This window comes from Planctomonas psychrotolerans (genome assembly GCF_008642235.1).
GTDB lineage: Bacteria > Actinomycetota > Actinomycetes > Actinomycetales > Microbacteriaceae > Planctomonas > Planctomonas psychrotolerans.
In genome coordinates this window covers 1466540-1490597 of record NZ_SJEV01000001.1, presented here as the reverse complement: position 1 = coordinate 1490597, position 24058 = coordinate 1466540, and the positions used below count along the sequence as shown (strand labels likewise).

The 24058-nt window shown below is 69.1% G+C and carries 22 protein-coding genes; 8 read left to right on the top strand and 14 right to left on the bottom strand.

Annotation, left to right across the window (positions count from 1 at the left end; genetic code table 11):
• Nucleotides 1–5: 5 nt before the first annotated feature.
• The 4 genes from EY822_RS06725 to EY822_RS06710 all read left to right on the top strand — a co-directional run bounded on the left by EY822_RS06725 (nt 6) and on the right by EY822_RS06710 (nt 4120).
• Nucleotides 6–806, top strand: coding sequence for a response regulator (locus EY822_RS06725; protein ID WP_150308801.1), 801 nt, complete (start codon nt 6–8; stop codon nt 804–806).
• Nucleotides 807–949: 143 nt separating this feature from the next.
• Nucleotides 950–1834 carry an ABC transporter ATP-binding protein gene (locus tag EY822_RS06720; protein WP_150307566.1) on the top strand — a complete coding sequence of 295 codons (885 nt, stop codon included), beginning with the start codon at nt 950–952 and terminating at the stop codon, nt 1832–1834.
• Nucleotides 1831–2970: an ABC transporter permease gene (locus EY822_RS06715; RefSeq protein WP_150307565.1), complete on the top strand. Its 1140-nt coding sequence runs from the start codon at nt 1831–1833 to the stop codon at nt 2968–2970. The genes EY822_RS06720 and EY822_RS06715 overlap by 4 nt, the downstream gene beginning before the upstream one ends.
• Nucleotides 2971–2995: 25 nt before the next feature.
• Entirely contained in the window at nt 2996–4120 is a 1125-nt protein-coding gene (locus tag EY822_RS06710) for a threonine aldolase family protein (protein WP_150307564.1), read from the top strand.
• 55 nt (nt 4121–4175) lie between these two features.
• Here the strand turns inward: EY822_RS06710 and EY822_RS06705 are convergent, their stop codons facing one another.
• The 4 genes from EY822_RS06705 to EY822_RS06690 all read right to left on the bottom strand — a co-directional run bounded on the left by EY822_RS06705 (nt 4176) and on the right by EY822_RS06690 (nt 6702).
• On the bottom strand, nt 4176–4940 hold the full coding sequence (locus tag EY822_RS06705; protein WP_150307563.1) for an alpha/beta fold hydrolase: 765 nt from the start codon (nt 4938–4940) through the stop codon (nt 4176–4178).
• Nucleotides 4941–5058: 118 nt separating this feature from the next.
• Nucleotides 5059–5955 (bottom strand): glucose 1-dehydrogenase, encoded by an 897-nt coding sequence (locus EY822_RS06700; protein WP_150307562.1) that lies wholly within the window; start codon nt 5953–5955, stop codon nt 5059–5061.
• A gap of 140 nt (nt 5956–6095) precedes the next feature.
• Nucleotides 6096–6497 (bottom strand): hypothetical protein, encoded by a 402-nt coding sequence (locus EY822_RS06695; RefSeq protein WP_150307561.1) that lies wholly within the window; start codon nt 6495–6497, stop codon nt 6096–6098.
• 7 nt (nt 6498–6504) lie between these two features.
• Nucleotides 6505–6702, bottom strand: a complete 198-nt coding sequence (locus EY822_RS06690) for a helix-turn-helix transcriptional regulator (protein ID WP_150307560.1) — start codon at nt 6700–6702, stop codon at nt 6505–6507.
• A gap of 112 nt (nt 6703–6814) precedes the next feature.
• Here EY822_RS06690 and EY822_RS06685 point away from each other — a divergent pair, with 112 nt between their 5' ends.
• Complete coding sequence (locus EY822_RS06685; protein WP_150307559.1) at nt 6815–7288, top strand: hypothetical protein; 474 nt, start codon at nt 6815–6817, stop codon at nt 7286–7288.
• Between the two features lie 30 nt (nt 7289–7318).
• Here EY822_RS06685 and EY822_RS06680 read toward each other — a convergent pair whose 3' ends face one another.
• From EY822_RS06680 to EY822_RS06665, 4 genes are all read right to left on the bottom strand, one after another.
• The gene (locus tag EY822_RS06680; protein WP_150307558.1) at nt 7319–9040 is read right to left on the bottom strand and encodes a glycoside hydrolase family 13 protein; all 1722 of its coding nucleotides are present in this window, start codon (nt 9038–9040) and stop codon (nt 7319–7321) included.
• A gap of 62 nt (nt 9041–9102) precedes the next feature.
• Nucleotides 9103–10017: a carbohydrate ABC transporter permease gene (locus EY822_RS06675; protein ID WP_150307557.1), complete on the bottom strand. Its 915-nt coding sequence runs from the start codon at nt 10015–10017 to the stop codon at nt 9103–9105.
• Complete coding sequence (locus tag EY822_RS06670; RefSeq protein WP_150307556.1) at nt 10017–10964, bottom strand: carbohydrate ABC transporter permease; 948 nt, start codon at nt 10962–10964, stop codon at nt 10017–10019. The genes EY822_RS06675 and EY822_RS06670 overlap by 1 nt, the downstream gene beginning before the upstream one ends.
• 27 nt (nt 10965–10991) lie before the next feature.
• The gene (locus EY822_RS06665) at nt 10992–12278 is read right to left on the bottom strand and encodes an ABC transporter substrate-binding protein (protein WP_150308800.1); all 1287 of its coding nucleotides are present in this window, start codon (nt 12276–12278) and stop codon (nt 10992–10994) included.
• Between the two features lie 100 nt (nt 12279–12378).
• Between EY822_RS06665 and EY822_RS06660 the strand changes: the two genes are divergently transcribed.
• Together EY822_RS06660 and EY822_RS06655 are read left to right on the top strand one after the other, a co-directional pair.
• A complete protein-coding gene (locus EY822_RS06660) occupies nt 12379–13593 on the top strand; it encodes an ROK family protein (RefSeq protein WP_150307555.1) in 1215 nt (404 codons plus the stop codon).
• A gap of 166 nt (nt 13594–13759) precedes the next feature.
• Nucleotides 13760–14356 carry a nitroreductase family protein gene (locus EY822_RS06655; protein WP_150307554.1) on the top strand — a complete coding sequence of 199 codons (597 nt, stop codon included), beginning with the start codon at nt 13760–13762 and terminating at the stop codon, nt 14354–14356.
• 138 nt (nt 14357–14494) lie between these two features.
• On the opposite strand, the gene EY822_RS06650 is transcribed toward EY822_RS06655, so the two are convergent.
• Nucleotides 14495–16660, bottom strand: coding sequence for an ATP-dependent Clp protease ATP-binding subunit (locus tag EY822_RS06650; protein WP_150307553.1), 2166 nt, complete (start codon nt 16658–16660; stop codon nt 14495–14497).
• A gap of 142 nt (nt 16661–16802) precedes the next feature.
• A complete protein-coding gene (locus EY822_RS06645; RefSeq protein WP_150307552.1) occupies nt 16803–18059 on the bottom strand; it encodes a phospholipase D-like domain-containing protein in 1257 nt (418 codons plus the stop codon).
• 98 nt (nt 18060–18157) lie between these two features.
• Between EY822_RS06645 and EY822_RS06640 the strand changes: the two genes are divergently transcribed.
• On the top strand, nt 18158–18913 hold the full coding sequence (locus EY822_RS06640; protein ID WP_150307551.1) for a spermidine synthase: 756 nt from the start codon (nt 18158–18160) through the stop codon (nt 18911–18913).
• Nucleotides 18914–18977: 64 nt separating this feature from the next.
• Here EY822_RS06640 and EY822_RS06635 read toward each other — a convergent pair whose 3' ends face one another.
• From EY822_RS06635 to EY822_RS06620, 4 genes are all read right to left on the bottom strand, one after another.
• Nucleotides 18978–19724, bottom strand: coding sequence for a hypothetical protein (locus tag EY822_RS06635; protein WP_150307550.1), 747 nt, complete (start codon nt 19722–19724; stop codon nt 18978–18980).
• A gap of 36 nt (nt 19725–19760) precedes the next feature.
• Nucleotides 19761–21137, bottom strand: coding sequence for an MFS transporter (locus EY822_RS06630; protein WP_150307549.1), 1377 nt, complete (start codon nt 21135–21137; stop codon nt 19761–19763).
• Between the two features lie 206 nt (nt 21138–21343).
• Nucleotides 21344–23065, bottom strand: a complete 1722-nt coding sequence (locus EY822_RS06625; protein ID WP_227497082.1) for a DUF4832 domain-containing protein — start codon at nt 23063–23065, stop codon at nt 21344–21346.
• Nucleotides 23066–23138: 73 nt separating this feature from the next.
• On the bottom strand, nt 23139–24047 hold the full coding sequence (locus tag EY822_RS06620) for a carbohydrate ABC transporter permease (RefSeq protein ID WP_227497081.1): 909 nt from the start codon (nt 24045–24047) through the stop codon (nt 23139–23141).
• Between the last annotated feature and the right edge of the window lie 11 nt (nt 24048–24058).

The following is a 24058-nucleotide window of genomic DNA, read 5'->3' as shown; positions in this document are numbered from 1 at the left end:
ACCCGATGCCCGTCGCGGGGACCGCCCCGATTCGTGTGCTCCTGGTGGACGATCAGGAACTCGTCCGGGCGGGCATCCGGGTAATCCTCGAGAGCGAGGAGGGGCTGCAGGTGGTGGGCGAGGCGGGCGACGGCCTGCAGGCGCTCGCGCGGGTGAGCGAACTGCGACCCGATGTCGTGTGCATGGACGTGCAGATGCCCCGCATGGACGGGCTGGAGGCCGCGCGGGCGATCGTGGCGGATCCGGACACGAACCCGGGGATTCTCATGCTCACCACCTTCGACCGCGAGGACTACCTCTTCACCGCGCTGCAGGCGGGCGCCAGCGGGTTCCTGCTGAAGAACTCGTCGCCCGAACAGCTGGTGGAGGCCGTGAAGGTGATCGCCCGGGGCGATGCGCTGCTGTCGCCGCACGTGACGCGCCGGGTGATCGAGCGCTTCGCCGTTCGGGACCCGGAACGCTCTCCGGATGCTGTGCCCGATACCCGGACAGAAGCGGCCACCGACGTGCCGCACCGATCGTCGTCGAACGCGTCGGCCGGAAGCTCCGGCGCGTCGGCGCAGCCGGGTGCCGCGGGGACCGCGAGGACCGCCTCGGCGGGGCTGACGGAGCGGGAGCTCGAGGTGCTGCGCCTCCTCGCCGAGGGGCTCGCCAACGCGGAGATCGCCGCGCGGCTGTACCTCGGCGAGGCGACCGTGAAGACGCACGTCTCGAACCTCCTGCAGAAGCTCGGGGTGCGCGATCGCGTGCAGGCGGTCGTGTACGCCTATCGGCACGGTCTCGCCGCGCCCGACGCGTCCGCCTGACGGCGCCCCTCCCCCGGTGCCCTCCGCCGGCGCTCTCCGCCGTGCGGTGGAGGAGCCACGGCTTCTGCAGTCAGCCGGGAGGGGGAGGTGGTGCGAGGGCCCCGCTCCTAGCGTGGGTATCCCAGCCACCCTCCGGAGGACTCATGCTCGAGGTATCGCACATCAACCGGTCGTTCGGTGACCGCCACGTACTCAGGGACGTGAGCTTCACCGTTCCGCCGGGCAAGCTGACCGGCTTCGTCGGCGGCAACGGCGCAGGCAAGACCACCACCATGCGCATCATCCTCGGTGTGCTGTCCGCCGATTCCGGCGTGGTGACCCTGAACGGCGAGCGCCTCACCGAGGACAGCCGACGCATCTTCGGCTACATGCCGGAGGAGCGCGGCCTCTACCCCAAGATGAAGGTGCGCGAGCAGGTGGTGTACCTCGCCCGACTGCACGGACTCAGCGCCTCGGACGCCACCCGCAACGCCACCGACCTGCTCGAGCGGCTCGGCCTCGGCGAGCGCCTGGAAGACACGGTCGAGAGTCTCTCGCTCGGCAACCAGCAGCGCGCGCAGATCGCCGCCGCGCTCGTGCACGACCCCGATGTGCTCGTGCTCGACGAGCCGTTCTCGGGGCTCGACCCGATCGCCGTGGAGGTCGTGCTCGGCGTGCTCAAGGAGCGCGCCGCCTCGGGCGTGCCGGTGCTGTTCTCGTCCCACCAGCTGGACATCGTCGAACGGCTCTGCGACGAGGTGGTGGTGATCGCCGACGGCGTCATCCGCGCCGCCGGACCCCGCGAGCAGCTTCGCGACGAGCACAGCTCCAACCTCACCGAGCTCCTGCTCGACGGCGACGCCGGATGGCTCCGCGAGATGCCCGGCGTGTCCGTCGTCGACTTCGACGGCGGTTACGCCCTCTTCGATGCCGAGGACGAACCCGCTCGCCAGCGGGTGCTGCAGCGCGCCGTCACGCAGGGCGGCGTGCTCGGCTTCACCCGGCAACGACCCACCCTGGCCGAAATCTTCACGGAGGTAGTCCGATGACCACGACGACGACGCGCCCGACAACGCGCACCGGAGCGACCCGCACCGGGCTCACGTTCCCGCAGGCGACCGCACTCGTCGCCGGACGCGAGGTGCAGATGCGCCTGCGCAGCAAGTCGTTCCTGATCAGCACCGCCATACTGCTGCTGTCGGTGCTCGCCTCGGTGGTGATCGGCGGGATCCTGAGCAGCCGGGTCTCCGACGACCGCATCCCCGTCGCGGTCGTGGGCGCCACCGAGTCGGCGGTCTCCGACGCACCCGGACTCGAGGCGCGCTCCGTCGGTTCGGTGGAGCAGGCCCGCGAGCTGGTCCGGAGCGGAGAGGTGGACGCGGCGGTCGTTCCCGACGACTCGGCCGACAACGTCACCGGTCTCACGGTGATCGGCGACAGCGAGGTGCCGAGCGGTGTGGTGTCGGCGCTCTCCGCGGTGCCGAACGTCGAGCTGCTCAACGAGCTCGGGCAGTCCCCCTCCCTCGCCTACATCGTCGCGCTCGCCTTCGGGCTGGTGTTCTTCCTCTCGGCCATGACCTTCGGAGCGACGATCGCGCAGAGCGTGGTGGAGGAGAAGCAGACCCGGGTGGTCGAGATCCTCATGTCCACGATCTCGGTGCGCACCCTGCTCGCCGGCAAGGTGATCGGCAACAGTCTGCTCGCCTTCGGGCAGATCGCGTTGATCGCCATCATCGCGAGTGTCGGACTGCTCGTCACGGAGCAGACCGCGCTGCTCGCGCTGGTCGGGCCCGCCGTGCTGTGGTTCGTGGTGTTCTTCCTCTTCGGCTTCGTGCTGCTCGCGTCGCTGTTCGCCGCCACCGCGTCGCTCGTGTCCCGCCAGGAGGACGTGGGCTCGGTCACCTCCCCGGTGACCATGCTCGTGATGATCCCCTACTTCCTGGTGATCTTCTTCAACGACAACCCCACCGTGCTGGCCATCATGTCGTACGTGCCGTTCTCCGCCCCGGTCGGGATGCCGATGCGACTGTTCCTCGGCACCGCCGAATGGTGGGAGCCCGTGCTGTCGCTGGGGGTGCTGCTCGCGTCGACCGCCGTGGTCATCGTGCTGGGGTCGCGCATCTACTCCAACTCGCTGCTGCGCATGGGCACCCGGGTGAAGCTGATGGACGCCCTCCGCGGCTGACCCACCGCGCGCCGCGACGGGAGGGATGCGGGAGACTGGGGAGGTGACTAATGGCACCCCCTCGTCCCCGCATCCCTCCCGTCTGCACGACCCCGGCTACCGCGGCTTCGCGTCCGACAACTACGCGGGGGCGCACCCGGAGGTGCTCGCCGCCATCGCCGCGGCGAACGAGGGGCATCAGGTGTCCTACGGGGAGGATGCCTACACCGAACGCCTGCAGCACGTCTTCGCCCGGCACTTCGGCGAGGGCGTGCAGGTCTTCCCCGTCTTCAACGGCACGGGCGCGAACGTGCTCGCCCTGCAGTCCATGCTGCCGCGGTGGGGCGCCGTCGTCTGCGCGCGCACGGCGCACATCCACACCGACGAGAACGGGGCCCCCGAGCGCGTGGGCGGACTCAAGTTGCTGCAGGTGGAGACACCGGACGGCAAACTGACGCCCGAGCTCATCGACCGCGAGGCATGGGGCTGGGGCGACGAGCACCGCGCACAACCCCTGGCCGTGAGCATCACCCAGACCACCGAGCTCGGCACCGCGTACACGCCGGCCGAGGTGCGCGCGATCGCCGATCACGCGCACGCCCGGGGGATGACCGTGCACATGGACGGCGCACGCATCTCCAATGCCGCCGCGTCCCTCGACGTGCCGCTGCGCGCGTTCACGACCGATGCCGGCGTGGACACCCTGAGCTTCGGCGGCACCAAGAACGGGCTGCTCTTCGGCGAGGCCATCGCCGTGCTGAATCCCACGGCGAGCGACGGATTGCTCTTCCTGCGCAAGATGAACATGCAGCTGGCCTCGAAGATGCGATTCGTGTCGGCGCAGCTGATCGCACTGCTCGGCGACGATTCGGCGGACGCGGAGACCGGCGAGCCGCTCTTCCTCCGCTCGGCCCGCCACGCCAATGCGATGGCGGCACGGCTTCGCTCGGCGCTGGAGGGCGTGGACGGCGTGGAGTTCACCCAGCGGACCCAGTCGAACGGGGTCTTCGCCATCCTGCCGCCCGGCGTCGCCGATCGCCTGCGCGAATCGTTCCGGTTCTACGACTGGGATCCGGCACGCCGAGAGGTGCGCTGGATGTGCGCGTTCGACACCACCGAGGCCGACATCGACCGCTTCGTCGCCGCCGTTCGGGCCGAACTCGCCGCCTGAGCGCGGGGGCCCTCCTGAGTGACCGGAGCCGCGCGAGCGCGCTCGGGACCAGCCGTCATACCGCCGTCGGCGCGAGGAAGCGCGCGATGGCCGCGGCGACGCGTTTCGGCTGGCTGTACTGGATCACGTGCGCTCCGCCGCGGATGCTCTCGGCCCGGCCACCCGTGACGCACGCCGCAAGCGCGGTGCTCCACTGCCGCGTCACCAGCGCGTCCCGGGCACCGCGCAGCACGAGGACGGGCATGGTGACGAGTGCGAGTCGACCCGCGATGGAGTGCGTGGTCATCTCGCGCAACTGGGAGAAGTACCAGCGCGGCCCGCAGCGCACGTAGTCGGCGAACTCGATCGCGTTGATGATCGGTTTCTCGAAGAGCGAGTTGACCATCATCGGGAGGGCGTGACCGAGGGCGGTGGGATGCCGGGGATCCACGACCGGAGCGATGAGGACGAGATGCGACACGAGGTCCGGTCGGAGAATGCCGAGGTCGGCCGCGAACTGGGCACCCATCGAGTGCCCGACGACCACGCAGGAGCGGAGGCCCATCGCATCGAGCGTCGCGGCGATCGCCACCGCACCGTCCCGCACCGACATGCTCGCGCGCGGCCTCCGATTCCCCCCGTAGCCGGGCAGATCGATCGAGTACACGTTCCCCGCCGCTGCCAGGCGGGCATGCAGGCGCCGGAAGTACCGGTGCGACATCCCGATCCCGTGCACCAGCACGAAGTCGGGTGACGTCGACGCTCCGACCCTATCTATGTGCGCGTACACGCGCGTCGTCGAGTCGTCCCGGGGGAAGACGCTCAGCACGGGCTTGGGCACAGGACGCCCCCTTCTTTGTTGTTCACGCAGGGCGACGCACCGAGGAGCGCCGACACGGATCGGGCGCCGGTCCGGGAACGAGTTCCCGCGACCGACGCCCTTTCCGGGGTCCCGATTGCTACGGGGTCGGCGAGCCGCCGTTCACGTTGAGCGTCTCACCGATCACGTAGCTCGACTCGGCCGATGCCAGGAACACGTAGGCCGGGGCGAGTTCGGCGGGCTGACCCCACCGGCCGAGGGGGGTCGATGACCCGACCTCGGGCAGGGCCTCGGGCGGCTGGCCTCCCGCCGTCTGCAGTGGAGTCCAGATGGGACCCGGGGCGACCGCGTTCACGCGGATGCCCTTCGGCGCGAGCTGCTGCGCGAGACCCTTCGTGAAGTTGTTGATCGCGGCCTTGGTCGATGCGTAGTCGACCAGGGTCTCCGAGGGCACGTACGCCTGGATCGAGGTCGAGTTGATGATCGTCGAGCCGGGCTTCAGGTGGGGCAGGGCTGCCTTCGTGATCCAGAACATCGCGTAGACGTTGGTCTTGTAGGTCTCGTCGAACTGCTCGTCGGTGATGTCGAGCAGGTCGGACTGGTTCTGCTGCTTGCCGGCGTTGTTGACGAGGATGTCGAGCCCGCCGAGCTTCGAGACGGCGGTGGCGACGAGCTCGCGGCTGAACTCCGCGGTGGTGATGTCGCCCGGGATGGCGATGGCGGTGCGGCCGGCCTCCTCGATGAGCGCGACGATTCCGCGAGCGTCCTCTTCCTCCTCGGGGAGGTAGGAGATGGCGACATCCGCCCCCTCGCGCGCGAAGGCGATGGCGACGGCCCCGCCGATGCCGGAGTCACCGCCGGTCACGAGGGCTTTGCGGCCCTCCAGCCGTCCGGTTCCGCGGTAGGTCTTCTCGCCGCGATCGGCCTTGTTGTCGAGGTTCGCGTCGAGGCCGGCGCCCTCCTGGTACTGGGCCTTCGTGTCGATGTTCGAGTACTTCTTGCTCGGGTCTTCGAGGGTGTACTGGTCGTTGGACATGGTCTCCCTTAGGTATTCGGTCTTCCTGCTCTTCGAGCGTATTCCGGGATAACGGCCGAGGCGGGGGCTTGCCGATGTCGGCATTGCGTGTTCCCGTCCCTGTCGGCGCTCCGCCGACCTCCGGGGCCGGGTCCCGGCGACTAGTTGCGCCGAGCGGACACCGAGTTCGCCACCGCCCACACCAGGGACAGCAGGAACAGCTGGGCCGCAGGCAGCAGCTGCATCGCGGGAGGCCAGTCGAGCGGACCGGTCAGGGCGGTGACTGCCACGAACTCGATGGCGGAGAGGATGAGGGCCACCACTCCCACGACCGAGAAGCCGACCTGAGCGATGCGCTTGTCCCGCTCATCCCGGTACTCGATGGCGTTCACGCGAGTGATGTCGCGAGAGTTCGGTCGGCGCGCATAGATCGCCGTAGCGAGCACCATGATGCCCAACGCCGCGAGCAGGACCGTTCCCCGCCAGCTTCCGTCGAGGGCCGTGACCACGGCGCCGGCCAGAAGCACGGCCACGAGCACGACGTTGGTGGTCGAAACGGGCAATCGATTCCTACTCGGTGTCGACATCGAACATCTCCTCTACAGTGCGACCGAAATGTCGCGCCAGGTGCACCGCCAGTCGCAGCGAGGGGTCGTAGCGCCCGGTCTCGATCGCATTGATCGTCTGACGCGAGACCCCCAGCGCCCGTGCCAGGGCTTCTTGCGACAGGCCGTTCGCCTGCCGCAGCTCTCTGACCGCGCTTCTCATGGTGACAAGCGTGCTTGACAAGTAGCCCTCGTGTCAAGCAGGCTTTCCGTAAAGCGAACTTTCCATCGCTTCACGACCTTCGCCCGTCCCGAGGAGAACAGGAATCCCACCCGTGATCGAATCCCTGCAAGACTTCACCGCCACCCTGCCCACCTGGCTCCAGTGGCTGGGTGTCATGGTCGCCGGGGCGATTCCGTTCATCGAGTCATATTTCGGGTCGGTGATCGGTGTCGTCGCCGGGCTTCCCGTCCCGCTGGCCATCGGCGCGGCTGTGCTCGGCAACATCGCTACCATGCTGCTGCTCGTGCTCGGCGCACACGCGGTACGCGGCCGCACCGCCCGGGAGGAACGCGAGCGCTCACCCCGGCGTCAGCGGCTCCGCGGCGCGTTCGACAGGTATGGCGTCGCGGGGGTCAGCCTGCTCGGGCAGGCCATCCTGCCCAGCCAGATCACCTCCGCCGCCCTGGTCTCCTTCGGGGCCCCGAAGAACGCCGTGATCTTCTGGCAGGTCATCTCGATCATCCTGTGGGGAACCGCCTTCGGCGTCATCACGGCGCTCGGCGTGAACGTGCTCGGCGACAGCTGACCCGATCGTCACCGCCCGGGCATCAAGCGGTCAGGCCGGCGCCAGCCACACGGTCGTCTCGCCGGGCACGATCCCGAGCGGCGCGTCGTCGCTGGCCAGCACGACGTCGGCTCGGTCGAGCTCGAAGGGCTCGGTGCCGAAGTTCGTCACGACCTGCCACCCGTTCGGACGCGCGAAGCGGAGCACCTCGTTCCGGCCGGTGTCCATCCATTCGAGCTGCTCGTCGGTCTGCAGTTCGGAACGGAGGTTCAGCGCACGCCGATAGAGCGTGAGGGTCGAGTGCGGGAGCCGTTCCTCCACGTCCACGGCGCTCGACGCGAACCAGGCCGGCTGGGGAAGGTGCGCGCCGCCCTCCCCGAAGCCGAAGGATGTTCCGGTGGAGCTCCAGGGAATGGGGACCCGGCATCCATCGCGCCCCTTGTCGATGCCCGGACTGCGGAAGAACGTAGGGTCCTGCCGGTGTTCGTCGGCGATGTCCGCCACTTCGTGCAGACCGAGCTCCTCGCCCTGGTAGAGGTAGGCGGATCCGGGGAGCCCGAGCAGGAACAGCGTGGCCGCCCGGGCACGACGGAGACCACCCGCCCGGTCGAGCGCCGGCGTGACGCCTCCGGACAGCAACCACTCGTTGCCGTGCTTGAGCGCCGGTCGACCACTGTCGGCACGCGGTGGATGCGGCAGCCCGTAGCGCGTGGCGTGGCGCACGACGTCATGGTTGGACAGGACCCACGTCGACGACGATCCGGAAAGCTCGGCGAGCGCGAGGTTGTCGCTGACGATGCGGCGGAACTGCTCGGCGTCGAAATCCGCCTCCAACAGCTCGAAGTTGAACGCCTGGCCGAGGCTCTCGGCTCGGGCGTACAGCGGCACGCGCGCGGCATCCACCCACGCCTCGGCCACCGCGGTGCGGGGCGGGTCGTACGCGTTGAAGACCGCCCGCCACTCGGCATACACCTCGTGCACGTCGTCCCTGTCGATCAAGGGGTGCTGGCCGTCCAGCGGAAGGGCGTCCAGCTCGGCACGGGAGAGCAACGGCTCGGTCATGTCCTTCGTCAGCATGTGCGCGACGTCGATGCGGAAGCCGTCGACCCCGCGATCGGACCAGAACCGCAGGGTGCGCACGAAGTCGGCGCGTACCTCGGGATTCGACCAGTTGAGGTCGGGCTGCTCGACGGCGAAGTTGTGCAGGTACCACTGCCCGTCCGCCACCTGCTCCCACGCCGACCCTCCGAACGTCGAGACCCAGTCGGTGGGCGGTTCCGCTCCCGCCTCCCCTCGCCCGGAGCGGAAGATGTAGCGGTCGCGCGCCGGCGAGCCCGGCTCGCTGTCGAGCGTTTCGCGGAACCAGGCGTGCTGGTCGGAGGTGTGATTCGGCACGATGTCGACGATCACCCGGATGTCGTGAGCGTGCAGCGCCCGGACCATGTCGTCGAAGTCGTCGAGCGTGCCGAGCTTCGGGTCGACATCGCGGTAGTCGGCCACGTCGTATCCCCCGTCGGCGAGTTGCGACGGGTAGAAAGGGCTCAGCCACACCGCGTCGATACCGAGCTCCGCCAGGTAGCCGACCCGCGACGTCACCCCCGGCAGGTCGCCGAGCCCGTCGCCGTCTGCATCCGCGAAGCTGCGCGGGTACACCTGGTACACGGCCGCCTGTCGCCACCACGTGGCGTTCCCCGAGGGGAACGCCTCGCGGTCGTCCGGCTGTCGCGGAGGGGCGGGACGCCCGTCGACGGAGGGATTCTGGGTGCGTGTCACGGGAGTTCCTGCTTCGTCGAGGTGGGCGATGCGCGTGAGGCGGGGCGGACGGGCGGGGAACGTCAGCCCTTGATGGCGCCCTGGGTCACGCCCTCCATGACCCAGCGCTGGGTGAACAGGTAGACGATGATGGCCGGGGCCATCGCCATCAGGTAGGACGCGAAGGACACGTTGTAGTTGTTGCTGAACTGGGTCTGGAAGATGCTCTGCACGACGGGCAGCGTCTGCATGCTGGGGTCGGAGATGATCAGCGACGGCATCATGAAGTCGTTCCAGGACGCGAGGAAGGCGAAGATGCCGACGGTCGCACTCATGGGCGCGAGGAGCGGGAAGATCAGCTGCCAGAAGGTCTGCCAGGTGGAGGCGCCGTCGATGCGTGCGCTCTCCTCGAGTTCGAGCGGGATCGAGCGGAGGAACGCCGTGAACAGCAGGATGCTGAAGCTCAGCTGGAACATGATGTGCAGGAGCGTGACGCCGACCGGGTTGTCGAGCCCCGTCAGCCCGGTCAGCTGGATCTGCGGGAGGGCGAGGACCGGGAACGGGATGAACATCGCCATGAGCAGGTAGTAGAACGACCAGCGGAACAGCTTGCGGTCCCAGTTGCGGGCGATGGCGAAGGAGGCGACCGACGCGAGGAGGATCGTGCCGGCGACGGTCGCGAGCGTCACCAGCACGGTGATGGTGAAGGCGAGGGGGAAGTTCGTCAGCTGCCACGCCGCCACGAAGCCCTCGACGCTGATCGGGTTGGGCAGCGAGAAGGCGTTGCCGTCGACGGCCTGTTCCCGGGTCTTGAACGCCATGGAGATGGTGACGTACAGCGGGATCAGCACCGTGACGGAGCAGAGCGCGATGAGGATCGTGCCCGGCCAGTTGACGCGCTCCATGCTGAAGCGGCTGGGTGCGCGTTTCGGGGTGCGCCCCTCGAGGATCTCCGTTCCCGCGACCTGCTCGACGACGAGGGCTGGCTGGGTTGACATCAGAGCACGTTCCTTCCGCGGGTGAGGGCGAGTTGCAGCAGGGCGATACCGACGGTGATGATGAAGAAGACCGTCGCATTCGCCATCTGGTAGGCGTAGTCGCCACTCGTGAATCCGGTCACGATGGTCATCGCCACGCTTCGGGTCGCCGTTCCGGGGCCGCCGTTCGTGAGTCCGACGATGATGTCGTAGGCGTTCAGGTAGCCCTTGAATCCGAGGATCACGTTGATGACGACGTACCCGGCGACCAGCGGAAGGGTGATCTTGGTGAGCTGGGCGACCTTGCCCGCCCCATCGATGTCGGCCGCCTCGTAGACGTCACCCGGGATGGAGAGCAGTCCGGCGATGTAGATGAGCAGGGTTCCCGGGATCGCCTGCCAGGCGGTCACGATGACGATCGCGAGCCAGGCCAGGTCGGGGTTCGCGAGGATGCTCTCGCTGAGCCAGCCGACGCCCGTGCTCTGTCCGAGCTGGGGCACCGAGTTGGAGAACAGGAAGTTGAAGACGAACGCGATGACGATGCCCGAGATCACCATCGGGATGACGAAGATCGTGCGGAGCGCCGTCTTGAGGCGGATGCGGGAGGTCAGGCCGACGGCGAGGAGGAACGCCACCACGTTGACCACCACGACGGTGACGGCGGCGAAGCCGACGGTGAAGAGGTAGCTCTGCAGGATCGCGGGATCGCTGAAGGCTGCGATGTAGTTGATCGGGCCGACGAAGTCCCAGTCCGCGAAGCCGATCGAGTTGGTGAAGCTGAAGAAGATCCCGATGACGGCCGGCAGGGTGATCGACAGCGTGAACAGGATGAGGCTCGGGAGGAGGAAGAGGTAGTAGATCCCCTCCACCTTGCGTTTGGCCTTCGGGACCGCGCCGGTGCCGTTCCGGCCCGCCCGGACCGGTCCCGTCCTGCCGGCCGACGTCGTTACTGGGGCGTGCGTTGTCATGACGTGTCGCTTCCCTTTCTTCAGCAGCTATTGGCGGAACGCCAGTCGGGCCCAGTCGGCGTCCATGACGGCGAGCGTCTCTTCCGCGTCCGAGCCTGTGACGATGCCCTGCAGGTAGTTGTCGGTCGGGATGGTGAGGGGGATCGCCCTCGACGGCCCCTGATAGAACTTCGCCGCGTCGTAGTACTCCTTCATGCCGACGATGCGCGGATCGGTGACCGGCGCCGCCTCGATCGTCGTTCCGTACCCCAGGAAGGCGGCGTTGTACTCGTCCATGACCTCCTGCTGGAAGAGGTAGCTGAGGAAGTCGCGGGCCTCGGCTTTGCGCGTCGACGCTTCCGGGATCCACGCGGCGAGGTCGATGTTCACGCGCACCGCGAGATCATCGGGATCGTTGGTCACGGGAAGGGGGAACGTGCCGAGGTCGAGGTCGGGATTGGTCTTCGCGATCTCGCCGAAGGCCCACGGCCCCTGCAGATACATCGCGGCCTGACCTTCGGCGAACGCGAGGTTGCCGTCGCCGTACGCGCGGCTCGCGGCATCCGGATTCGTGTAGTTCGCCGCGAGCTGCGTCATCTGCTCCACCGGTTCGCTCAGCGTCTTCTCGAACGACACCGGCGAGTCCGGCCCGACCTCGGTGCCGAGTTCGTTCATCTCGTCGTAGAACTCCGCGACGTCGATGTTCCCCCCGACGGTGTAGTCGAACCACCCCTGTCCGATGGTCCACGGGTCCTTGAAGGTCGCATAGAACGGGGTGATCCCCGCGGCCTTAAGTGCCTCGCAGACCTCGATCAGTTCGTCGTAGGTTCGCGGCACCTCCACGCCCTGCTCCTCGAAGATCTGCTTGTTGTAGATCACCGACGCCGCCATCACCGAATAGGGCAGCACGCTCGTGCGGCCCGGGTAGGTGGCGTACTGGTCGACGAGCTCCTGCACTTCCGGGCGGATCCGATCGGCCTCGGGCATGTCGCTGAGGTCGCTCAGCGCTCCGCGCTCCATGAAGCGGGCCATCTCCATGTTGTAGTTGAGCAACCCCAGGTCGGGCGGGTTCCCGCGGAGGAACCCGGCCTGCAGATTCGACGACGTGTCGAAGACCACGCGCACCTCGTCCTGCGAGGCGTTGTACTCCCCGACGAGCTCCCGGAAGTACGGGATGGCCTCCGGCTTGCTGAGGTGGAACCGTACTTCGGCCGGCTCGCCGGCACCGGCGCACGCGGTGAGGCCGCCGACGAGGCCGACCCCCAGCGCGATCGCCACCGCTCGGGTCCATCGTTGTGAGATCGCAGCCACGTCGCTGGTCCTTCCACAGTTCATCGTCACTGATGCAGGAGAGTTGATCGGCCAATAGATTTACTTGGCGAATCTAGTAGATTGGGACAACGATGCAGGATGGGACGCGAAAGGTCAAGGGCTGATGTCCAATCCGACCCCGACGGGCGCGGTACGCCGTAGAAGCCTCGATATCGCGCTCCGCCACGCCTGGGAGAACGAGGTGTTCACCGCGAGCGACGTGATGTCGGTCGCCGGTCTCACCCGCTCGACGACGATCGACGTGATCGACGAGCTCGTGGAGCTGGGCGTGCTCCGCGAGCTCCCCAACGCGCGGGCGGGGGGTGACTATCGGAAGGGCCGACCGGCTCGGCGCTTCGCGCTCCGCACCGGCGAGATGGTCGTCGTGGGCACCGACGCCGGGCGCGCACATCTGACCACCGTGGTGGCCGATCTCCGCGGCGGCGAGTTGACTCGCGAGCACGTGATCCTCGATCCGGAGCACGACTCGGTCGACGAACGGCGCGCCGCAGTGACGTCGGCTGTGGATGCCGCGCTGCGCACGGCCGGGCGGTCCCGGAAGGACGTGCTCTCCATCTGCATCGGCGTACCGGCGCCCGTCGATCGCGCGGGGATGTCTCCCCCGCACCGGGCGGAGTTCTGGAGGCGGATGAATCCCGATCTCGCCGCCCTGTTCGGCGAATGGGTGCCGCTCGTCCGAGTCGAGAACGACGCATCGCTCGCCGCGGTCGCCGAGGGCACCGTCGGGGCCGCGGTCGGCTGCCGCGACTACGTCACGCTCCTCGCCGGGGAGCGCCTCGGGGCCGGGGTCGTCGTCGACGGCGTACTGCTCCGCGGACGCCACGGCGGCGTGGGCGAGATGGTCGCGTTCGACCACGTGATCGGGGTCGAGGGCGCGTGGGGACTCGGGTCTCGGGCCGCGCAGTGGGCGCGGGAAGCCGTCGCCGCGGGCGAGGTGTCCGAGGGGAGCCCTCTGGCCACCGTGCCCGTGGCCGAACTCGACGGGCGAACGGTGCTCGAGGCGGCGCGGCGAGGAGACCCCGATGCCGAGCGGGTGATGCACCGGGTCGGCGCGATGCTCGGTGTCGTCACGGGCATCCTCGGCAGCCTCTTCGACCCCGCACGGGTCGTGGTCTCCGGGTCGATCGCCGACGGCGCCGCCGAACTCATCGGAGCGGCGCGGGCAGCGCTTCCCCGGGAACTGGACCTGCCGGCGCCCGAACTCGTGGCGTCGCGCCTGGGCGGCGACGTCGTCTCCATCGGAGCGGTGTCGGCCGCCCTCGAGGCGGCACGCGACGGCATGCTCGACCTCGCCTGCGGCACCCGCCGGGTCGGGTGATCCGTCGCGGCACGCATCCTGCACGGCGACAGTAGTGCGCGGGGCGCGGAGCGAACGGCGCGGGCAGGCGGGAATGCGACGGCCGCGCCCGTCGTTGGGCTCCACGGCACCGGCGCCGCCCTCCCGCGGTGCCCGCATCGCGACCGTTCCTGCGAAAGGATTCCGCATGCTGCCCACCACCGCGACCGACCGACGCGCCGAAACCAGCGTCCCGCTCGTCGATGTGCTCGCCGAACGCTGGAGCCCCCGGGCGTTCGACCCGGATGGCGTGGTGTCCGACGAGCAGCTCACCGCCGCCCTCGAGGCCGCCCGGTGGACGCCGTCACTGGCGAATGGTCAGCCGTCCCGCTTCGTCGTCGGTCGCCGCGGCGACGACACCTTCGCCGCGATCCTCGACTCCCTGGCTCCGGGCAACGCCGAGTGGGCGCACAGCGCCACCGTGCTCGTCGCCAACGTGGCCGAGGTCACCGACGAGAACGGCGCACCTCGGACGCGGCACGAGTACGACCTCGGACAGGCCGTCGCCCACTTCACCGTGCAGGCCCACGCCGACGGGCTGCATGTGCATCAGATGGCGGGATTCTCGGCTGAGGCGCTGCGCGAGTCGTTCGGCATCCCCGCCCGGTTCGAGCCGCTCACGGTGTCGGCCCTCGGCGTGCTCGGTGAGGCGGACACCCTCCCCGAGCGCGTGCGCGCCCGCGAGTCGGCGCCGCGCTCGCGCAAGCCTCTCGGCGACCTCGTGCACCGCGGCACCTGGAACTAGCCACCCCACCCGCCGCCCGTCACCCGCCGCCCGCCCACAATCCCGTCGCGGCACGCATCCTGCACTCCCGGCACGCGAACCTACGCGCGCCGGGAGTAGACAAGACGTGCCGGGACAGATCAGGGGGGAGTAGGGCGGTCAGTCGACGAGGATCGGCTCCAGCCGGTCGACCGTGAGGGCGTCCCCGTCGATGGCCATGTCGACCCGCACTGTGTCGCCGTCGCGGATCGCGCCGGCCAGAAGCGCGTTCGCCAGGCGGTCGTCGATCTCGTGCTGCATGAGGCGGCGCAGCGGTCGCGCGCCGTACACGGGGTCGTAGCCGCGTTCGGCGAGCCAGCGGCGCGCATCGGGCGTGACCGCGAGCTCGAGGCGGCGCTGACCGAGCCGACGGGACAGCGCGTCGATGTACAGCTCCACGATCTGACCGAGGTCGCCGGTGGAGAGCGCCGAGAACACGACGATGTCGTCGAGCCGGTTCACGAACTCGGGCTTGAACGCCTGGCGCACGAGGGCCTGCACCGCGCGCTCCTTCTCCGCCGCGTCCGTCGCCTGGTCGACCATGAAGTGCGACCCGAGGTTGGAGGTGAGGATGAGGATGACGTTGCGGAAGTCCACCGTGCGGCCCTGGCCGTCGGTGAGCCGTCCGTCGTCGAGCACCTGCAACAGCACGTCGAAGACCTCGGGGTGCGCCTTCTCCACCTCGTCGAGCAGGATCACGGAGTACGGGCGACGACGGACGGCCTCGGTGAGCTGGCCGCCCTGCTCGTAGCCGATGTAGCCGGGAGGAGCTCCGACGAGCCGCGAGACGGAGAACTTCTCGCCGTACTCGCTCATGTCGATGCGCACCATGGCCTTCTCGTCGTCGAAGAGGAACTCCGCGAGCGCCTTGGCGAGCTCGGTCTTGCCGACGCCGGTGGGGCCGAGGAAGAGGAAGGACCCGGTGGGTCGGTTCGGATCGGAGAGACCGGCGCGGGAGCGGCGCACGGCGTCGGCGACGGCCTTCACCGCGCGCTTCTGCCCGATCAACCGCTTGCCGAGCTCGCCCTCGAGGTGCAACAGCTTCTCGCTCTCCCCCTGGGTGAGTCGATCCACTGGGATGCCCGTCCAGGCGGCGACGACGGACGCGATGTCCTCGTCGGTCACCTGGTCGTTGACCATGCGCGGGCCGCTCGACTCGGCCTGCTCGGCGGCCGCGAGGCTGGTCACGATGCCGGGGATGGTCTCGTAGTTCAGCTTGGACGCCTCTTCGTAGCGCCCCTCCCGCATCGCCCGGTCGAGCGAGATGCGGGCCTCGTTGAGGCTCGTCTTGAGGTCGCCGACGTTGTGCAACGAGTTCTTCTCCGCATTCCACCGCGCCTGCAGTTCGGTGAGGGTGGTCTGCCGTTCGGCCAACGTCTCACGGAGCTTCTCGAGGCGCTCGCGCGATGCGTCGTCCTTCTCCTTCTTGAGCGCGAGCTCTTCGATCTTCATCCGGTCGACGGCACGCTTGAGCTCGTCGATCTCGGTCGGCGAGGAATCGATCTCCATCTTCAGCCGGCTGGCCGCCTCGTCGATGAGGTCGATGGCCTTGTCGGGCAGTTGCCGGGAGGGGATGTAGCGGTTCGAGAGCACCGACGCCGCCACGAGCGCCGAGTCGGCGATCGTCACCTTGTGGTGCGCCTCGTATCGACCCTTGAGGCCCCGGAGGATCGCGACGGTGTCCTCCACCGACGGCTCCCCCACGTAGACCTGCTGGAACCGGCGTTCGAGCGCGGCGTCCTTCTCGATGTGCTCCCGGTACTCGTTGAGCGTGGTGGCGCCGATCATGCGCAGCTCACCACGGGCGAGCATCGGCTTCAGCATGTTCGCCGCGGCCACCGACCCCTCGCCGCCGCCCGCGCCCATCAGGGTGTGCAGCTCGTCGATGAACGTGATGACGCGGCCGTCGGAGTCGTTGATCTCCTTGAGCACGGCCTTCAGCCGCTCCTCGAACTCGCCCCGGTACTTCGCGCCCGCCACCAGCGCGGCGAGGTCGAGCGCCACCAGTTCCTTGTCCTTGAGGGAGTCGGCCACGTCGCCCGCCACGATGCGCTGGGCGAGCCCCTCGACCACGGCCGTCTTCCCCACGCCGGGCTCCCCGATCAGCACGGGATTGTTCTTCGTGCGCCGGGTGAGCACCTGGCTGATGCGGCGGATCTCCGCATCCCGCCCGATCACGGGGTCGAGCTTCCCGCTCTTCGCCACCTCGGTCAGATTGATTCCGTACTGCTCCAGCGCGCTCTTGGCGCGATCGTCGGTGCCGGGAGCGCCCTGCATGTTCGCCATGCCCTACCTCCAAGAGATAAGAGTTGAGTCTGTGTGACTCAAGTTTACTCCCGCGGATGCGCAGGACCAGCGTCCGTGCCCGGTATCGGAGCGCGTTCGCTCTCGGCGCACGCGGTCGAGCCGGGATAGATGCGGTCGGGGCCTAGAGGAACGGACGCAGGGGCATGAGGATCGCCTCGCTCACTCGTGCGACCACGTGGCGGCTCTCCCACTCCTCGAGGGTGAGCGGGTGGCTGTTCGACGAGTCGACCGCGAAGATCTCCTCCATGGTGGCGGCCAGGTCGGCGTCGAAGATCTCGAGGTTGATCTCGTAGTTGCCGGTGAGGCTCAGCCGGTCGATGTTCGCGGTGCCCACCGTGGACCACTCACCGTCGATCGTGGCGGTCTTCGCGTGGATCATCGCGTTCTCGAACAGCAGCACGGTCACGCCGGCCTTCAACAGCGACGTGTAGAAGCCTCGGGACAGCCAGTCCGAGACGACGTGGTTCGAGTACTCCGGGACGAGCACGCGCACGTCGACCCCCCGCTTGCTCGCCCGGATGAGGGCCTCGAGGATCTGCCGGTCGGGGATGAAGTACGCCGTGGTGAGGTAGATGTGCTCCCGCGCGCGATTGATGGCATCCAGGTACACCCCGCGCACCGGGAAGACGAGGTTGGCCGGAATGTTGTTGACGGTGCGGATGCTCGGCTCCCACGAGCTGGCGCCGGTGACGGCGAGCGGTTCGCGCGCCGGCCCGCGCCGCAAGTTCCACACGTTCGCGAAGGCCTGACGCAGGTCCCAGATCGCGGGGCCACGAAGGGCGAGGTGCGTGTCGCGCCAGGTGGTCGCGTAGGTCGCGCCGATGTTGTACCCGCCCACGTAGGCCACCGTGTCATCGACCACGAGCAGCTTGCGGTGGTCGAACCCGGTGCCGCGGATGTTGGTGAACAGGATCGACGGTCGGAGGATCGGGAAGCGGAACACGTGCACGTCGGGGTGGAAGTCGTAGAACGAGGGCCGAACGACGAGGTTGGCGAAGCCGTCGTAGATGATGTAGACGGAGACGCCCCGCGCCGCCGCGGCGTTGATGGCATCGCGGAAGCGTTCCCCGAGCGAGTCGCCCTTCCAGATGTAGGTCTCGAAGAGGATCTCGTCCTGCGCCTCGGCGATGGCCTGGAGCATCGCCTCGTAGAGGTCCTCGCCGTAGGTGTACACCGTGGCGGACGTGTCGGCCACCGTGTTCTCGAACGTGCCGGGGTGCGGGAAGCTGGTCCGCTTGCTGCGCGTGCGCTTCTGCACCGCGTCCACGGTGGCGATGCCGCCGATCACGAGCAGCTGGCTGGCGAACATGGCGAGCATCGACCTGCGAACGGTCGTCATGGCGAATCGCCGAGCGTGTCTCAGGCGGGCAGCGGTCATGTCTCGATCCTCGGGTCGCGGGAAACACTCGTGGTGCGGGGCGTCCCCTGACTCTCCCAGATTTCGTCGCCTTTCCGCGACTCGCTAGCGTTGCGCGCGTGATCTCCATCGAGCCGGATGCCTACGTGCCCGGCGCCGTCACCGTGGCCATCGACGGGCGCGAACAGTCCCACGTGAATCTCGACGACCCGACCCGGCTGTTCTTCGACTACGTGCGGCGGATGGGCAATGTGATCGACGCGATCGGTGACCCCGGCTCGCCGATCACGACCGTGCACCTCGGTGCGGGTGGTCTGACCCTGCCGCGGTACGTGCAGGCGACGCGGCCGGGCTCGCGGCAGTGGGTCATCGAGCGGGACCCGACCATGGTTTCCGAGGTGGTCGCGGCATTGCCGCTGCCCCACGGGGCCGTGCTGGGAACGGTCACCGGCGATGCTCGGGATGCGAGCACGCTGCTGCCCGGCGAGCTGCACGGCCGGGTCGACGTGCTGGTCGACGACTTCTACAGCGGAGGCCCGGTGATCGAGGAGACGCGATCGAGGGGCTTCCTGCGCTCTCTCTCCGCACTCCTCGCCCCGAGCGGTGTGCTGCTCGTGAACCTGCCGATCGGCCCCGAGCTGTCGGTGCCGCGTGCCCGCACCGCCGACGTGCTCGACACCTTCCCGTTCGTCACCCTGCTCGGCGGAGCCAGCGGCCTGGTGGCCGGCACGGACGGCAATCTGGTGCTCGCGGCATCCGCCCGCCCGTTCTCACCGGCCGAACGCGCCGGTCTGCAGGCCGCGGGACCGCATCCCGCCGTGCTGCTCGACGGCGCCGAGCTCGCGTCCTGGGCCCACGACGGATCCGGGTCCTGAGCGGAAGCGGACATCGGCACCGCGGCCATGCGCGGGCCCGGGGAGCGGGGAGCGGGGAGCGGTCTCAGGTTCGCGCGGGCTCGCGAAGGAGATGCGCCATCCCCCACCACAGGAGCCACCCGACGACGCCCACCACGGCGAGGGAGACCAGCAGGCCCCCGAGGGCCAGGGTGACGCCGAGAGCGATGTCCGCGCCGTCGAGTGCGCCGCCGCCCGACCCCCACCACGGCGCGGTGCCGAAGGAGACCACAGCGCCGCCGACCTGGCTCGCGAAGGACAGCACCCCGCCGACGGCGACGAGCGCGGGCATCGACAGTCCCACGGCGCTCCAGGTGACCGCCCACGGACTGTGGATACCGTGCCGCGACAGCACCATCGAGCTCACGAGAACGCCGAGGGCGAGGAGGATCAGTCCGCCGAGTGCCAGGAGCGCCAACCACAGCGGAGCATCGACCTGCGAGAGAAAGGCGAGGAACGCCCGCGGTTCCTGTCCGAGTGCACTGCCCGGCTCACCGGTACTCGCCAACCGGATGGCCCAGGACGCGAATCCCAGGACGAGGCCGAGGCCCACGGCGAGCAGCACGAGGCCGCCACCGAGGTAGATCAGGTTGAGCGCCAGGAATCCGGCCCAGAACGTCCCTCGCTTCTGGCGGGCGTCGAGCGGCGGCGCGGCGGGCGTGCGCGGAGCCGCCCGCCGCGGGCCGGAGGAGTGCCGGCCGTACGGCTGCCCGTACGGCTGCCCGTACGGCTGCGGCGCAGTCGGGCTCGACGGCGAGGAACCCTGCGGTGGGGGAGACGGCGGCATGCTCATGCCGCCACCCTACGAGCGTCCCCGGTCCCGCGTCGGTCACCGCAGCCGCGAGTGCGCCGTTTCGGGAGTCGCCTTCGCCATCCACAGCACGGCGACGAGCACGAAGAGGCCGGTCGCGATGAAGGTCCAGGTCAGACCGAACAGCGGCCAGAGCACCGCTCCGAACAGCAGCGGGGCGACGCCCGTGGCGATGCGCGACGCGGTGGACGCCCAGCCGAATCCCGATCCGCGCAACTCGGTGGGATAGAGCTCGGAGACGTAGGTGTAGAGGGCCGGGATCGACACCTGGATGAGGAAGCCGAACGCCAGGATGGCGATCCGCGCGGCGACGGGGTCGTCGAGCACCATGGCGAACACCACCAGCGCCACGCCCGCGAGGGGCGCCGACACCCCGAGCACCCACTTGCGGCCGACCCGTTCGATGAGCAGGGCGGCGGCGATGACGCCGAGGATGCCCATGGCGGTCATGCCGGAGGTGAGGATGAAGGCGGCGCGGTTGCCGTACCCGGCCTCCACGAGGATGCGGGGCAGCCAGGTGACCGCGGCGTAGTAGAGCAGCAGCACGCTGACGAAGAGCAGCCACGAGGTCAGGGTGATGCGCCAGGAGAAGCGCCACAGGGTGGCGAGTTGTCCGGTCACGCTGCCGAGGCTGAGCGGGGCGAGGCGTCGCGGATCGGGGTCGCGCCAGGACTCCACGGCGGCGCCGGTGCGGTCGACGAGCCAGCGGATGACCCGGTTCGCCTCGTCCACGCGTCCGGCACGCACGAGGAACAGCGGCGACTCCGGCACCGACGCACGCACCCACACCACGAGGAGGGCGGGAAGCACCATCACCAGCATCAGCAGGCGCCAGTTGTCGTAGACGAGCAGCGCGGTCGACACCACGCCGCACAGCGTGGCGCCGATCGGCCACCACCCGTCCATGGCCGCGAGAACGCGACCGCGGTGCTTGCGCGGGGTGAACTCCCCGACGAGGGCGTAGTCGACCGGAATGCAGCCGCCGAGGCCGATCCCGGCGAGGAAACGGAACACGCAGAAGAGCACGAGCTCGTTGCTCGCCGCACCGAGCACGGTGAAGACGGAGAACATGAGCAGCGTCCAGGTGAAGGCGCGCTTGCGGCCGATCCGGTCGGCGAGCCCACCCCAGAGGAACGCGCCGACGGCCATGCCGATGAGGTTCGACGTGCCGATCCATGCCGCCTGACCGGGCGTGAGCGACCACTCGTCGCTGAGCAGCGGAATGAGGAAGCCGTTCAGCATCACGTCCCAGGCGTCGAACATGAAGCCCAGTCCACCGATCAGGAAGATGGACCCCTGCACGCGCCAGCGCCAGGGCAGATCCTGTACGACCTGGTCCCCGGTGGGGATAACCGCCTGTGTCGTCGACACCCTGCCTCCTCGAACGTCGCCCATCGCTCCGGTGAGCGGTTCCGACGTTAGTGAGCGAGCACGAGGCGTCGTGCGCCGAGAGGATGCGGAGGGTCCGTCATCCGCTCTTCGTTACCGTTTCGTTACCTGGAGTCCTCCGGCGCACACGAGAAGTGCCCGGATCGGCTCTCCGCTCCGCAGAGCAGAGCAGGGCCGATCCGGGCACCGTTGGTGCGCTCGCTACCTCAGGGTCAGCTCGCGCGACGGCGACGGACGAGCGCCCGGCTCCCGAGGAGCACCGCTCCCGCCAGCACCGCCGTGCCGGCGAGAACACCGAGGGGCAGCGCGGACGCGTCCGCACCCGTCTCGGCGAGCGCGCCGGTGCGGGCGGGCGTGGTGCCGCTGGTCGAGCCCGTGCCCGATCCCGATCCGGATGCGGCGGGCGCCGTGGGCGCGGGGCGCGGGGAGTCGCTCGGGGCGGGCGTGCCGGGCTCCGTGGGCGGCTCCGTCGGCACGGGGGGCTCCGTCGGTGCGGGGGTCGGGGCCGCGGTCTCGCGGATCGTGATCTGCTGACCGAGGTCGTTCAGCCCGGTCTCGGCATCCCAGGTGTCGACGTTCGCGGTGCGAATCGCGAAGCGCGGATCGGCCGCGGTGCCGAGATCGGCGGACGGCAGGGCCAGCGACGCCTCGTAGTTCCCATCCGGGACGTCGTCGAGCGACGCGGTGAGCGTGGTGGTGGTGCCGGGCAGCCAGGTGCGCGCGTCGCCGTTCTCGGCGAACGGCACGACGTACGCGTCGGTGCCGTCCTGCAGCACGAGCGCTGCGGGACGCACGGTGTAGGGCGCCGCCCAGCCGTCGTTCCGCACGTCGACCGAGATCTCGTCGGCGCCGTTCCCGTCCGAGACGACGGTGCTCTCGGTCAGCACGAAGCGGTAACCGAGTCGGCGTGCGGTCTCGGCCAGGCCTTCCTCACCCCAGCTGTTCAGCACGTCCTGGTTGTAGTCGCGGTTGAGGTAGCTGTAGTGGTATCGGGCCAGTTCCGCCGAGGCACTCGCCCACTCGGATCGCGGCGGGTTCACATTGCAGGTCTCCCCGCCGACCGGCACGGAGAGGCTGTCGACCTCGAGGTACTGCTGGTCGAGCTCGATCGGGTCGGAGAGGAACGTGCCCCAGTCGTCCGGTGCCGCGAGCAGGCAGTCGTTGTGGTGACCGACGCGGGCGATCGCCTCATCGGTGTAGGCGTCCTCCGCGGACAGAGCGCCCTCGGCTCCCGTCGACACGCCGAACAGCTTCTGCTTCGACAGCATCGTGCGCACCTGCACCGAGCGGTCGGCCGGAAGCGCCTCGAGCAGCGCCATGGTCACCGCTGAACGGTTCGCCCAGTCCTCCTCCGTGACGACGCCCGGGTTGGCGGGGTCGGCCACGAAGTGATCCGTGTAATAGCCCTCCCCCCACAGCCCGATCAATCCGTTCTGGACGACGGGGATGACGTCGGAGTTCGCCCGGAGCACCGGTGCGAGCTGCGCGACATGGGCGAGCACCACGTCCACGGGGGCGTCGCCGTAGGGCGGCTCGTACGGCCATGCGCCGCCCTGCACGTAGGCGAAGCGCGTGATCACCGAGACCCCCGCCTTCCGCGCGGTGTCGTAGTCCGCCTGCACGAGCTCGAGGAATCCCTGGTCGAGCTCCGGCGTCGCGGCGAACTTCTCGAGGTAGAACACCCGGAGGATCTGCGTGATGCCCTCGTCACGGAATCCGGCGAGCACAGCGCCGTCGAGCGGAACATACCCCGATCCGTCCGCCCGGTAATGGGTCTCGGTGTGGTGGTAGAACCCGCGCTGCGGGTTGGCGATGTTCTCGTCGCTCGCCTCGTAGCGAACGGTCGTCGTATCGAGCGTCTCGGCCGTCACGGGCGTCGATGCCACGAGCACAGCCACCCCCACGAGGGCGATGCCGGTGATGGTGCGTTTCATGCGTTCTCCTTGTCGAAATGACGGATGCCGGATCGTTCGGCGAAAAAAGGATGGAGGAGGGCGGTGAGGCGGGTCACTTCAGGCCGCTCGAGGCGAGCCCGTCGATGACGCGCCGCTGCAGCAGGATGAACATGATCAGGACCGGCGCCATCGCGAGCAGGCTCGCCGCCATGACGACCGGATAGTCGGTGGTGCGGTCGCCGATCAGCGTGGCCAGGCCGGCGGACAGCGGCATGCGGTCGCTGAACGTGGTCACGACGAGCGGCCAGAGCAGTTCGTTCCACGACCAGAGCACGGTGGTGATGGCGAGCACGCTGATGGTCGGAGTGGCGAGCGGCAGCATCACCCGCCAGAAGATCTGGAGGGGATTGGCGCCGTCGAGGCGCGCCGCCTCCTCCAGTTCGGCGGGCATCGCGAGGAACGCGGTGCGCATGAGGAAGGTACCGAATGCGCTGAACAGACCGGGGAGCACGAGGCCGCCGAGGCTGTCGAGCAGACCGAAGCCCTGGATCAACTGGTACTGCGACAGCAGGTACACCTGCGACGGCACCATGAGGATCGACAGCACGAGGGCGAGGAGCACGCCTCGACCGCGGAATCTCATCCGCGCGAACGCGTAGCCGGCGAGCGTGCAGAACAGGATCTGCGCGAGGGTGCGGATGACCGTGACCGCGACCGACGTCTGCAACTGGTCGAAGAACGGCAGTCGCTGGAACACCCGGACGTAGTTCTCCCACTGCAGTTCGGCCGGCCAGAAGACCGGTGTGACGCTCTGCACCTCGGCGTTCGTGGACAGCGACATGATGATCTGCCAGAGGAACGGGAACGCCATGATGAGGCCGCCGACACCGAGCACGAGATGCGCCACGACGTGCGATCCGCCGCGGCGGGGGCGGCGCCTCCGCGCCGGGGACGGGGTCGTCGCGGGTGCGCCGACCCCCGTGGCGGGCGCGGGCACCGCGCCGGCGGTTCGCGTATGCACGAACGTAGTGC

What these genes read in the sequence shown, in the direction of transcription:
- EY822_RS06700 (WP_150307562.1), bottom strand. Translation starts at nt 5,955, where the DNA reads ATGTCCAACGACCAGTACACCCTCGAAGACCCGAGCAAGAAGTACTCG.
- EY822_RS06630 (WP_150307549.1), bottom strand. Translation starts at nt 21,137, where the DNA reads ATGGGCGACGTTCGAGGAGGCAGGGTGTCGACGACACAGGCGGTTATC.
- EY822_RS06710 (WP_150307564.1), top strand. Translation starts at nt 2,996, where the DNA reads ATGCGGGAGACTGGGGAGGTGACTAATGGCACCCCCTCGTCCCCGCAT.
- EY822_RS06675 (WP_150307557.1), bottom strand. Translation starts at nt 10,017, where the DNA reads ATGTCAACCCAGCCAGCCCTCGTCGTCGAGCAGGTCGCGGGAACGGAG.
- EY822_RS06660 (WP_150307555.1), top strand. Translation starts at nt 12,379, where the DNA reads ATGTCCAATCCGACCCCGACGGGCGCGGTACGCCGTAGAAGCCTCGAT.
- EY822_RS06690 (WP_150307560.1), bottom strand. Translation starts at nt 6,702, where the DNA reads ATGAGAAGCGCGGTCAGAGAGCTGCGGCAGGCGAACGGCCTGTCGCAA.
- EY822_RS06625 (WP_227497082.1), bottom strand. Translation starts at nt 23,065, where the DNA reads ATGAAACGCACCATCACCGGCATCGCCCTCGTGGGGGTGGCTGTGCTC.
- EY822_RS06655 (WP_150307554.1), top strand. Translation starts at nt 13,760, where the DNA reads ATGCTGCCCACCACCGCGACCGACCGACGCGCCGAAACCAGCGTCCCG.
- EY822_RS06720 (WP_150307566.1), top strand. Translation starts at nt 950, where the DNA reads ATGCTCGAGGTATCGCACATCAACCGGTCGTTCGGTGACCGCCACGTA.
- EY822_RS06635 (WP_150307550.1), bottom strand. Translation starts at nt 19,724, where the DNA reads ATGAGCATGCCGCCGTCTCCCCCACCGCAGGGTTCCTCGCCGTCGAGC.
- EY822_RS06670 (WP_150307556.1), bottom strand. Translation starts at nt 10,964, where the DNA reads ATGACAACGCACGCCCCAGTAACGACGTCGGCCGGCAGGACGGGACCG.
- EY822_RS06650 (WP_150307553.1), bottom strand. Translation starts at nt 16,660, where the DNA reads ATGGCGAACATGCAGGGCGCTCCCGGCACCGACGATCGCGCCAAGAGC.
- EY822_RS06725 (WP_150308801.1), top strand. Translation starts at nt 6, where the DNA reads ATGCCCGTCGCGGGGACCGCCCCGATTCGTGTGCTCCTGGTGGACGAT.
- EY822_RS06715 (WP_150307565.1), top strand. Translation starts at nt 1,831, where the DNA reads ATGACCACGACGACGACGCGCCCGACAACGCGCACCGGAGCGACCCGC.
- EY822_RS06645 (WP_150307552.1), bottom strand. Translation starts at nt 18,059, where the DNA reads ATGACCGCTGCCCGCCTGAGACACGCTCGGCGATTCGCCATGACGACC.
- EY822_RS06665 (WP_150308800.1), bottom strand. Translation starts at nt 12,278, where the DNA reads ATGAACTGTGGAAGGACCAGCGACGTGGCTGCGATCTCACAACGATGG.